The organism is Stenotrophomonas maltophilia, from assembly GCF_039555535.1.
In the GTDB taxonomy this organism is placed as follows: Bacteria; Pseudomonadota; Gammaproteobacteria; order Xanthomonadales; family Xanthomonadaceae; genus Stenotrophomonas; species Stenotrophomonas maltophilia_Q.
In genome coordinates this window covers 1,740,616-1,752,447 of sequence record NZ_CP154630.1, presented here as the reverse complement: position 1 = coordinate 1,752,447, position 11,832 = coordinate 1,740,616, and the positions used below count along the sequence as shown (strand labels likewise).

8 protein-coding genes are annotated in these 11,832 nt (G+C 65.2%); 5 read left to right on the top strand and 3 right to left on the bottom strand.

The annotated features are described in order from the left end of the window. The first annotated feature begins 10 nt into the window (after positions 1-10). Positions 11-3,184, top strand: a complete 3,174-nt coding sequence (locus AASM09_RS08115) for a multidrug efflux RND transporter permease subunit (protein ID WP_049428353.1) — start codon at positions 11-13, stop codon at positions 3,182-3,184. Between the two features lie 188 nt (positions 3,185-3,372). Here the strand turns inward: AASM09_RS08115 and AASM09_RS08110 are convergent, their stop codons facing one another. Both AASM09_RS08110 and AASM09_RS08105 read right to left on the bottom strand, forming a co-directional pair. Further along, complete coding sequence (locus tag AASM09_RS08110; protein ID WP_049428351.1) at positions 3,373-3,660, bottom strand: hypothetical protein; 288 nt, start codon at positions 3,658-3,660, stop codon at positions 3,373-3,375. Positions 3,661-3,790: 130 nt separating this feature from the next. Then, positions 3,791-4,939 carry an acyl-CoA dehydrogenase family protein gene (locus AASM09_RS08105; RefSeq protein WP_049428349.1) on the bottom strand — a complete coding sequence of 383 codons (1,149 nt, stop codon included), beginning with the start codon at positions 4,937-4,939 and terminating at the stop codon, positions 3,791-3,793. 114 nt (positions 4,940-5,053) lie between these two features. On the opposite strand from AASM09_RS08105, the gene AASM09_RS08100 reads away from it, so the two are divergent. The 4 genes from AASM09_RS08100 to AASM09_RS08085 all read left to right on the top strand — a co-directional run bounded on the left by AASM09_RS08100 (position 5,054) and on the right by AASM09_RS08085 (position 11,097). Next, a complete protein-coding gene (locus tag AASM09_RS08100; protein ID WP_010480432.1) occupies positions 5,054-5,983 on the top strand; it encodes an ArsR/SmtB family transcription factor in 930 nt (309 codons plus the stop codon). Positions 5,984-5,996: 13 nt separating this feature from the next. Further along, positions 5,997-7,088, top strand: coding sequence for a homocysteine S-methyltransferase family protein (locus AASM09_RS08095; protein WP_049428347.1), 1,092 nt, complete (start codon positions 5,997-5,999; stop codon positions 7,086-7,088). Positions 7,089-7,145: 57 nt separating this feature from the next. Then, entirely contained in the window at positions 7,146-9,830 is a 2,685-nt protein-coding gene (gene metH / locus AASM09_RS08090) for a methionine synthase (RefSeq protein ID WP_100451129.1), read from the top strand. Between the two features lie 79 nt (positions 9,831-9,909). Further along, positions 9,910-11,097, top strand: a complete 1,188-nt coding sequence (locus AASM09_RS08085) for an MFS transporter (protein WP_049428343.1) — start codon at positions 9,910-9,912, stop codon at positions 11,095-11,097. Between the two features lie 48 nt (positions 11,098-11,145). Here AASM09_RS08085 and AASM09_RS08080 read toward each other — a convergent pair whose 3' ends face one another. After that, entirely contained in the window at positions 11,146-11,823 is a 678-nt protein-coding gene (locus AASM09_RS08080; protein ID WP_049428341.1) for a DUF2058 domain-containing protein, read from the bottom strand. Positions 11,824-11,832 lie beyond the last annotated feature (9 nt).

Sequence of the window (11,832 nt, the reverse complement as noted above, 5' to 3'; positions counted from 1 at the left end):
ACCTTCCGTCATGCCTAAATTTTTCATCGAACATCCAGTCTTCGCCTGGGTGGTTGCGATCCTGATCTCGCTCAGCGGCGTGATCGCGATCCTCAACCTGGGCGTGGAGTCCTATCCCAACATCGCCCCGCCACAGGTGACCGTCTCGGCCACTTACCCGGGCGCCAGTGCGGACACCACTGAAAAATCGGTCACCCAGGTGATCGAGCAGCAGCTGACCGGTATCGATCACCTGCTGTATTTCAGTTCCTCGTCCGCCTCCAACGGCCGTGCGCAGATCACGCTGACCTTCGAGACCGGTACCGATCCGGACATCGCCCAGGTGCAGGTGCAGAACAAGGTCTCGCTGGCCACGCCCCGACTGCCATCGGAAGTGACCCAGCAGGGCGTGGTGGTGGCCAAGGCCAACGCCGGCTTCCTGATGGTGATCGCGCTGCAGTCCGATACGCCGGCCATCAACCGTGATGCCCTGAACGACATCGTCGGTTCGCGCGTGCTCGACCAGGTCTCGCGTATCCCCGGCGTCGGCAGCACCCAGCAGTTCGGTTCCGAGTACGCCATGAACATCTGGCTGAACCCGGAAAAGATGCAGGGCTACGGCCTGTCGGCCAGCCAGGTGCTGGCAGCGGTGCGTGCGCAGAACGTGCAGTTCGCTGCCGGTGCGCTGGGTTCGGACCCGTCGCCGGAAGGCCAGCACTTCACCGCCACGGTCTCGGCCGAAGGCCGCTTCAGCTCGCCGCAGGAGTTCGAGAACATCATCCTGCGCGCCAATGCTGATGGCTCGCGCGTGCTGCTGAAGGACATCGCCCGCGTTGCCTTCGGTGCCAACAACTACGGCTTCGATACCCAGTACAACGGCAAGCCGACCGGTGCCTTCGCCATCCAGCTGCTGCCGGGCGCCAACGCCCTGAACGTGGCCGATGCGGTGCGCGCCAAGATGGACGAACTGCAGCCCAGCTTCCCGGCCGGCGTCACCTGGTTCTCGCCGTACGACAGCACCACCTTCGTCAAGATCTCGATCCAGGAAGTGGTCAAGACCCTGTTCGAGGCGGTGTTCCTCGTGTTCCTGGTGATGCTGATCTTCCTGCAGAACTTCCGCGCCACCCTGATCCCGACCCTGGTCATTCCGGTTGCCCTGCTCGGTACCTTCCTGGGCATGTGGATGATCGGCTTCACGATCAACCAGCTGACCCTGTTCGCGATGGTGCTGGCGATCGGCATCGTGGTCGATGACGCGATCGTAGTGATCGAGAACGTCGAACGCATCATGACCGAGGAAGGCCTGGCGCCGAAGCCGGCCACGCAGAAGGCGATGACCCAGATCACCGGCGCGGTGGTGGCGATCACCGTCGTGCTGGCCGCGGTGTTCATTCCGTCCGCCCTGCAGGGCGGCGCGGCCGGTGAGATCTACAAGCAGTTCGCGCTGACCATCGCCATTTCGATGGCATTCTCGGCGTTCCTGGCGCTGGGCTTCACCCCGGCGCTGTGCGCGACCTTCCTGAAGCCGACGCACAACGACAACCCGAACATCGTCTACCGCACCTTCAACAAGTACTACGACAAGATCAGCCACACCTATGTGGGCCACATCACCTCGGCGGTGCGCCATGCGCCGCGTTGGATGATCCTGTTCGTGGTGCTGACCGCACTGTGCGGCTTCCTGTTCACCCGCATGCCGGGCAGCTTCCTGCCGGAAGAAGACCAGGGCTATGCGCTGGCGATCGTGCAGCTGCCGCCGGGCTCGACCAAGGGCCAGACCAACGAAGTGTTCGCGCAGATGCGTGGCATCCTGGAAAAGCAGGATGGTTATGAAGGCATGCTGCAGGTCGCCGGTTTCAGCTTCGTCGGTTCCGGCGAGAACGTGGGCATGGGCTTCATCCGCCTGAAGCCGTGGGAGGAACGCAAGTTCACCGCGCCGGAGTTCATCCAGAACATGAACGGCGCGTTCTACGGCATCAAGGAAGCGCAGATCTTCGTGGTCAACCTGCCCACCGTGCAGGGCCTTGGCCAGTTCGGTGGTTTCGACATGTGGCTGCAGGACCGTAGCGGTGCCGGTTACGAGCAGCTGACCCAGGCCCGCAACATCCTGCTCGGCCAGGCCGCGCAGAAGCCGGACCACCTGGTCGGCGTACGCCCGAACGGCCTGGAAAACGCACCGCAGCTCCAGCTGCACGTGGACCGCGTGCAGGCGCAGTCGATGGGCATGTCGGTGTCGGACGTGTACAGCACCATCCAGCTGATGCTGGCCCCGGTGTACGTCAACGACTTCTTCTACGAAGGCCGCATCAAGCGGGTGACCATGCAGGCCGATGGTCCCTACCGCACCGGCCAGGAGTCGCTGAAGAGCTTCTACAGCCCGTCCAGCCTGACCACCAATGCCGACGGCACCAACGCGATGATCCCGCTCAACACGGTGGTCAAGTCCGAATGGGTGTCGGCGCCGCCGTCGCTGAGCCGTTACAACGGCTACTCGGCGATCAACATCGTCGGTTCGCAGGCGCCGGGCACCAGCTCGGGTGAAGCGATGCAGACCATGGAAGGCATCGTCAACGACGACCTGCCGGCCGGCTTCGGCTACGACTGGTCCGGCATGTCCTACCAGGAAATCCTGGCCGGCAACGCCGCGACCCTGCTGCTGGTGCTGTCCATCGTGGTGGTGTTCCTGTGCCTGGCCGCGCTGTATGAAAGCTGGTCGATCCCGGTGGCTGTGCTGCTGGTGGTGCCGCTGGGCGTGCTGGGTGCACTGGGCCTGTCGATGCTGCGTGGCCTGCCCAACGATCTGTTCTTCAAGATCGGCCTGATCACCGTGATCGGCCTGGCGGCGAAGAACGCGATCCTGATCGTGGAGTTCGCGGTGGAGCAGCGTGCAGCCGGCAAGAACCTGCGCGATGCCACGATCGAGGCGGCCCGCCTGCGTTTCCGCCCGATCCTGATGACCTCGTTTGCGTTCATCATGGGCGTGATCCCGATGGCGATCTCCACCGGCGCCGGCGCCAACTCCCGCCACGCCATCGGTACCGGCGTGATCGGCGGCATGCTGTTCGCCACCCTGCTCGGCCTGCTGATGATCCCGGTGTTCTTCGTGGTCGTGCGCCGCATGCTGGGCGACAAGCTGGATGAACCGTCGAAGGAGTTCATGGAACGCCAGCGGGACGCGGATGCTGCACACCGTCCGGATCGTTGATCTGGTCGTGAGCTGAAACGAGAAAGGCCCCGGAGCGATCCGGGGCCTTTTTTCTTGCCGCTTTTGAATCCATGCCAACCAAGGTTGGCATCTACCAGAGCAAGGACATGCCCGAAGGTTGGCATCCACCAGAGCAACGGCATGCCCGGTAGCCGCCAACCTCGGTTGGCGCTCTCCAGGGCAACGTCTCAGCGCAGCAGCGCAACCACTATGCACACTGCCACCAGAACCAGCGCGGCCCACTGCATCGGCACGAAGAAGAAATGATGGGGCACGACTTCACCCTTCTGCCGGGGTGCACGGTTGAGCCACAGGCCCAGCAGCACGTTCACCGCCGCGCCAATTCCGGCACCCAGCAACACCTGCGAGAGCGGGATGTTGCCCCTGGGGCCTGCGTGCGGGAAGAAATACGCCAGCAGCAGGATCGCTGCGATCGGCGTGACCAGTGTCAGGATTCCCCAACCACGATAGATCATCTGTGCAGACCGTATGGAAACGGCCTGCATTGGAACAGATCCGGCATCGTTCGGCCAAGAGCACGGCGCATCCACGCGTGGCGCGGATCTACTGGCCGCGCCACCGTTGCAGTGGCGCGGCCCTTGCCACTCAGCGCAGCCCGGTCTCGTTGCGGGCGATCACCAGGCGCTGGATTTCCGAGGTGCCTTCATAGATCTCGGTGATCTTGGCATCACGGAAGTAGCGCTCCAGCGGCATTTCCTTTGAATAGCCCATGCCACCATGGATCTGCACCGCCTGGTGGGTGATCCACATCGCGGCTTCAGAAGCGGTCAGCTTGGCCACCGCCGCTTCGGTGCTGAAGCGCTTGCCCTGGCCTTTCACCCACGCCGCGCGCAGGGTCAGCAGCAACGCCGCATCCAGCTTGCACTTCATGTCGGCAATCTTGGCCTGGGTCATCTGGAAGGTACCGATGGCCGCACCGAACGCCTTGCGCTCCTTCACGTACTCCAGGGTCGCTTCATAGGCGGCACGGGCGATGCCGATGGCCTGCGAGGCGATGCCGATACGGCCAGCATCAAGCACGCTCATGGCGATCTTGAAGCCCTCGCCTTCCTGGCCCAGCACATCCTCAGGCTGCGCTACGTAGTCGTTGAACTCGATCTCGCAGGTGGCCGAGGCACGGATGCCCAGCTTCGGCTCGGTCTTGCCGCGACCGAAACCCGCCTTGTCGGTATCGATGATGAAGGCGGTGATGCCGCGCGCGCCCTTGTCCGGCTCACTCATCGCGAACAGCACGATGTACTTGGCCACCGGGCCGGAGGTGATCCAGCTCTTCTTGCCGTTGATCACAAAGGTGCCATCGGCCTGCTTCACCGCGCGGCAGCGCATGGCGGTAGCGTCCGAACCCGACTGCGGCTCGGTCAGCGCGAACGCGCCAATGGCCTCGCCCTCGGCGATCGCACGCACGTAGGTCTGCTTCTGCGCTTCGGTACCGTGGGTGAGGATGCCGTTGCAGAACAGCGAATTGTTGACCGACATGATGGTCGAATGGGCTGCGTCGGCGGCGGCGACCTCCACCATCGCCAGCACGTACGCAACCGGGTCCATGCCCGCACCACCGTATTCGGTGGGCACTTCGATACCCATCAGGCCGTTCTCGCCCAGCAGGCGGATGTTGTCCAGCGGGAACTCGCCGGTACGGTCATGGTGCTCTGCGCTGGGGGCGATCTTTTCCTGCGCGATGCGCCGCGCCACGTCCTGCAACATCAACTGCTCTTCAGTAAAGCTGAAATCCACAACACCCTCCCGGGTACATGATGTTATGGGCCGCGCACGGCCCGTACGCCAGCGACTTGACCGCGGCAGGCCTTCTCAGCGAATATATCTCTATATCGCGATAGGTAGATATTTATGGATCTTGAAGACTGGTCGACCCGCCTGAAGGTGTTCGCCGATGCCACCCGCGTGCGCCTGCTGGCGCTGCTGGAGCAGGAGGAACTGACCGTGGCCGAACTGTCGGCGATCACCCGGCTGGCCCAGCCGCGCGTGTCCACCCATCTGGCGCGACTGAAGGAAGCCGGCCTGGTTCGCGACCGCCGCGCCGGCGTGTCGGCCTATTACCGCTTCGACGAGGCCCAGCTGGACCCGGCGCAGCGTGCATTGTGGCATGCCTTGAGCAACGGAAGCGACGACCCCCTGCTGCGCCAGGATGCCGAGCGCGTGGCCGCGGTTCTGGCCCACCGTGCTTCCGACCAGAACTGGGCCGACAGCGTGGCCGGCGACATGGAACGCCACTACTCTCCCGGACGGACCTGGGAGGCACTGGCGCGTACCGCGCTGCCGCTGCTGGAAACCGGCGACGTGCTGGACATCGCCTCCGGCGACGGCGTGCTGGCCGAACTGGTGGCCCCGCATGCCAAGCGCTACATCTGCATCGACACCAGCGCGCGAGTGGTCGCCGCGGCCAGCGAGCGGCTGCGTCGCCTGCCCAACGTCGAAGTCCGCGAAGGTGACATGCATGCCCTGCCGTTCAAGGACGGCAGCTTCGACCTGGTGGTGCTGATGCACGCGCTGACCTATGCCAGCAAGCCGGCGCAGGCCGTGACCGAAGCCGCGCGCGTGCTGCGCCCGGGAGGCCGCCTCCTACTGTGCAGCCTGGCCCGTCATGAGCACAAGGCGGCGGTGGAGGCCTATGGCCACGTCAACCTTGGCTTCAGCGACAAGGAACTGCGCAGGTTCGTCGACAAGGCCGGCCTGCAGGTCTCGAGCCTGGAAACGGTCACCCGCGAAAAGCGCCCGCCGCACTTCGAAGTGATTTCGCTGATCGCCAACAAGCCCTGAGCCGGAAACCGCCATGTCTGCCCTGCCCTGGTTGCATCCTGATCGTGCCAACGCCCTGCTCGACGCCCTGCGCGAGCGGATCCTGATCATCGACGGTGCGATGGGTACGATGATCCAGCGCCACGGCCTGCAGGAAGACGACTACCGCGGCGAGCGCTTCGCCGGTGGCTACGACCACGCGCACGGCCCGGGCTGTGACCATGCGGCGCCGGAAGGGCATGACCTGAAGGGCAACAACGATCTGCTGCTGCTGACCCGGCCGCAGATCGTCGCCGACATCCACACCGCCTACCTGGAAGCGGGCGCGGATCTGGTCGAGACCAACACCTTCAACGCCACTTCGGTCAGCCAGGCCGACTACCACCTCGAACACCTGGTGTACGAGTTGAACAAGGCCGGTGCCGCTGTCGCGCGAACCTGCTGTGATGCAGTGGCTGCGGCCACGCCGGGCAAGCCGCGCTTCGTGATCGGGGTGATCGGGCCGACCAGCCGCACCGCCTCGATCAGCCCCGATGTCAACGATCCGGGCTTCCGCAATACCAGCTTCGACGAGCTGCGCGACACCTACCGCGAAGCCATCGACGGCCTCATCGATGGCGGCGCCGACACCATCATGGTCGAGACCATCTTCGACACGCTCAACGCCAAGGCTGCACTGTATGCGCTGGAGGAAGCGTTCGATGCGCGCGGCGCGCGCTTGCCGGTGATGATCTCCGGCACCATCACCGACGCGTCCGGACGTACCCTGTCCGGGCAGACAGCAGAAGCCTTCCATGCCTCACTCGCCCATGCACGGCCGTTGTCGATCGGACTGAACTGCGCGCTGGGCGCCGATGCGATGCGCCCGCACGTGGAAACCCTTGCACAGGTCGCCGACTGTTACGTCAGCGCACACCCCAATGCCGGCCTGCCCAATGCCTTCGGCGAGTACGACGAAACGCCGGAGGACATGGCCAGCACCCTGCGGGGCTTCGCCGCAGATGGACTGTTGAACCTGGTTGGCGGCTGCTGCGGCTCCACCCCCGACCATATCCGCGCGATTGCCAATGCCGTGGCCGGGCTGTCGCCGCGCGCGCTGCCCGGCACCCGGGAGCAGGCCGCATGAACGTCGCCGCCACCGTCCCGCACTTCCCGCCCTACTGCTGTTGAGCCGACGCCTGCCATGACGCCTGTCCGCCCTACCCGCCTGTCCGGCCTGGAACCCCTGGTCATCACCCCGGACCTGCTTTTCATCAACGTCGGCGAACGCACCAACGTCACCGGCAGCGCGCAGTTCCGCAAGCTGATCAAGGAAGGCCGCTACGAGGAGGCGGTGGACGTGGCCCGCCAGCAGGTGGCCAGCGGCGCGCAGATCCTCGACGTCAACATGGACGAGGGCCTGATCGATTCAGAGGCAGCGATGACCCGCTACCTCAACCTGATCATGTCCGAGCCGGACATCGCCCGCATTCCAGTGATGGTCGACTCGTCCAAGTGGAGCGTGATCGAGGCCGGCCTGAAATGCCTGCAGGGCAAGAGCGTGGTCAACTCGATATCGCTGAAGGAAGGCGAGGCGCTGTTCCGCGAGCATGCGCGCAAGGTGCTGCGCTATGGCGCCGCTGCGGTGGTGATGGCCTTCGATGAAAGTGGCCAGGCCGATACCTGCGCGCGCAAGGTCGAGATCTGCACCCGCGCCTATCGCATCCTGGTCGACGAGATCGGCTTCCCGCCGCAGGACATCATCTTCGATCCGAACATCTTCGCCGTCGCCACCGGCATCGAAGAGCACGACAACTATGCGGTGGACTTCATCGAAGCCACCCGCATCATCAAGCAGACGCTGCCGCACTGCCACGTGTCCGGCGGCGTCTCCAACGTATCCTTCTCGTTCCGCGGCAACGAGACCGTGCGCCAGGCCATCCATTCGGTGTTCCTGTACCACGCGATCGCCGCCGGCATGGACATGGGCATCGTCAACGCCGGTGCCATGCCGATCTACGATGAGCTGGAGCCGGAGCTGCGCGAGCGCGTGGAGGATGTGATCCTCAATCGCCGCAGCGACGCCACCGAGCGCCTGCTGGAGATCGCCGAGCGCTACAAGGGCAAGAAGGGCGCCGCGAAGACCGAGGACCTGGCCTGGCGCGAAAAGCCGGTGGCACAGCGACTGGCGCATGCCCTGGTACACGGCCTGGATGCCTTCGTCGAGGAAGACACCGAACTGGCCCGGCAGGCCTCCAGCCGCCCACTGGATGTGATCGAAGGCCCGCTGATGGACGGCATGAACATCGTCGGCGACCTGTTCGGCGCCGGCAAGATGTTCCTGCCACAGGTGGTGAAATCCGCGCGCGTGATGAAGAAGGCCGTGGCCTACCTGCTGCCTTACATCGAAGCGGAAAAGGCGCGCAGCGGTGACACCGCCAAGAGCAACGGCAAGATCATCATGGCTACGGTGAAGGGCGATGTGCATGACATCGGCAAGAACATCGTCGGCGTGGTCCTGGCCTGCAACAACTTCGACGTGGTCGACCTCGGCGTGATGGTGCCGGCGCAGAAGATCCTCGATGCCGCGCGCGAACACAACGCCGACCTGATCGGCCTGTCCGGCCTGATCACCCCATCACTGGAGGAGATGAGCCACGTGGCCCGCGAGATGCAGCGCCAGGGCTTCGACCTGCCGTTGCTGATCGGCGGTGCCACCACCTCGCGCGCGCATACCGCCCTGAAGATCGACCCGCATTACCACGCACCGACGGTCTGGGTGAAGGATGCCTCGCGCGCGGTCGGCGTGGCCCAGTCGCTGATCTCGCGCGACCTGCGCGACGCCTTCGTTGCCGCCAACGAGGCCGACTATGCAGAGATCCGTGCGCGTCACCGCAACCGTGGTGATGCCAAGCGCCTGGTCTCGCTGGAGCACGCGCGTGAGCAGAAGTTCCAGGGCGGCTGGGACAGCTACACGCCGCCCGCACCGAAACAGCCGGGCCTGCACGTATTCGATGACTATCCGCTGGCCGAGCTGGTCGAGTACATCGACTGGACGCCGTTCTTCCAGGCCTGGGAACTGGCCGGCAAGTTCCCGGCCATCCTCACCGACGAGATCGTCGGCACCCAGGCCAGCGATCTGTACAAGGACGCCCGCGCGATGCTCGACCGCATCGTGGGCGAGAAGTGGCTGACCGCCAAGGCGGTGTTCGGCCTGTGGCCGGCCAACAGCATCGGCGACGATGTGCGCGTGCAGCACCCGCAGGGCGAAACCACGCTGCGCTTTCTGCGCCAGCAGGTGGACAAGCCGGCCGAGCGCCCGGATTTCTGCCTGGCCGATTTCATTGCACCAGCCGACAGCGGAAAACAGGATTGGATCGGCGCGTTCGCAGTCACCGCCGGTATCGGCATCGACGCGCATGTCGCACGCTTCGAAGCCGAGCATGACGACTACAACGCGATCCTGCTGAAGGCCCTGGCCGACCGCTTCGCCGAAGCGCTGGCCGAGCGTCTGCACCAGCGCGTGCGCACCGAATTCTGGGGCTTCGACCAGGCCGAAAACCTGGACAACGAGGCCCTGATCGACGAGCAGTACCGTGGCATCCGCCCGGCCCCCGGCTACCCGGCCTGCCCCGAGCACAGCGAGAAACGCCGGTTGTTCGATCTGCTGCAGGCCGAAACCAACGCCAGCATGGAACTGACCGAGAGCTTCGCGATGCTGCCGACCGCCGCAGTGTCGGGCTACTACTTCAGTCATCCGCAAAGCCAGTACTTCGTGGTCGGACGCCTCAGCCGCGAGCAGGTCAGCGACTACGCCCGGCGCAAGGGCGTGGACCGCGCCCAGGCCGAACGCTGGCTGGCCTCCAACCTCGACTACGATCCCGAATGAGGCGGTAGCGCCGGGCCATGCCCGGCGTCATCTCCCGTCCGCCGGGCATGGCCCGGCGCTACCGTGCATGATTCCCGCGATGACCGTTCCCGCTGCCCGCCTGTCCAGCTTCTACCTGTTCTATTACGCGGCGCTGGGCGCCTTCACGCCCTACTGGAGCCTGTTCCTCACCGCGCGCGGGATGAGCGTGACCGCCATCAGCGTGATGATGGGCCTGTGGTACGCCACCCGCGTGGTCGCACCCAGTGCCTGGACCTCGCTGGCGGCCACCTCACCGCGGCCGATCCGCCTGCTGCGCGTCGGCTGCGTGCTGACCCTGATCAGCTTTGCCGCATTCCTGCTGCCCCTGCCGCAGCCGTGGATGTATCCAGCGATGATCGTGTTCTGCTTCTTCTACAACGCGGTGATGCCGCAGTTCGAGTCGATCACCCTCACCCATCTCGGCAGCGACAGCCATCGCTACGGCCTGATCCGGGTCTGGGGTTCGCTCGGCTTCATCGCCATCGTCACCCTGTTCGGCTGGCTGATCGAAGGTGACGGCACTGCCAGCCGCGCGGGGCTGCTGCCTTGGATGATGCTGCCGCTGTTCGTCCTGCTGGTTGCCTCGGCCTTCAGCAACCACTACGCACGCAACATCGGCAGGACCGGCGGCGACGCCAGCGGCTTCTGGCAGATCGTGCGGCGCCCGCCGGTGCTGGCGTTCTTCCTCGCCGCTTTCATGGAGCAGCTCTCGTTCGGCCCGTACTACACCTTCTTCTCGGTCTACATGGACCACCACGGCTATCGCACGTCCACGCTCGGCCTGCTCTGGACCATCGGCGTGGTGTTCGAAGTGGGCGTGTTCTTCACCATCGGCCGTTTCTTCCGCCGCTATGACGCCAGCTGGATGCTGCTGATCGCCCTGGTCAGCTCCTGCCTGCGCTGGGCGGTGACCGCGCTGTTCCCGGAAAACCTGCCGGTGATGCTGCTTGCGCAGACCGCGCACGCGCTGGGCTTTGCCGCGTTCTTCGCGGCGGCGATGCAGATGCTGGCGACCTACTTCCCGGGTCGCCTCAACGGCCATGGCCAGGGCCTGCTGTACGGATTCTCGTCCGGTGTCGGCGGCGTGCTGGGCGCGCTCATCGCCGGCCAATTGTGGAAGATCGACGAGGGACGCACGGCCTTCCTCGCCGGTAGCGGGTTCGCCCTGGTCGGCGCCCTGCTGTGCTTCTTCGCGCTGAGCCTGCCGTTGATCCGTGCACGCCGCAGTGCTGCGCGCGCCCGGTAACGAAAACGCCGGGCAATGCCCGGCGTTTTCATCGTGCAGCAGGTGCAGTTACCAGACCAGGTCGTCCGGTACCTGGTACTGCGGATCCGCGTAGGGATCCTCCTCGGCCGGTGCGTTCGGGTCGACCTTCAGTGCCACCGATGCGGCAAACACCGCTTCGGACTGTGCCAGCACTTCGGCGGTCACCAGCAGGTAACGGCCATTGAGCTGGACCACGCCCAGTTCACCGGCATTGAGCGCGGTCAGCTGTTCGGCGGTCACGTAGATGCGCTTGATCTTGCCGCCATACGGGAAGTGGCGGGCAATGTCTGCCGCCTCGGCATTGAGGCTCTTGTCCTTCAGCAGTTCTTCCAGCTTGGCCTTCGCCTCGCGGCGCACGCGTGCCTCTTCCTGCTTCAGGCGCTCGGTCTCGATGCGCTCTTCCTTCTCGCGCTGCGCACGGATGGCATAGGCCTTGGCCAGATCCATCTCTTCGGCGCTGCGCGGCTTGCGCGGGCCATGCAGACCCTGGCCACGCGCCGGGCCACCGGACTTGCCCGGACCGCCCGGCCCACGGCGCTCGCCAGGCTTGTGCTCGCCCCGGCCTGCGCCCTGCGGCTTTCCATTGCCAGTGCCACCCTTGCCCTGCGGGCGGCCATCACGGCGGGGGCCATCATTCTTGCGCTCGGGCTTGGGCGCGGGCTTGAAGCCCAGGCCCATCAGCTGGTCGCGGAGGGTATCGCTCATAGGATTCGG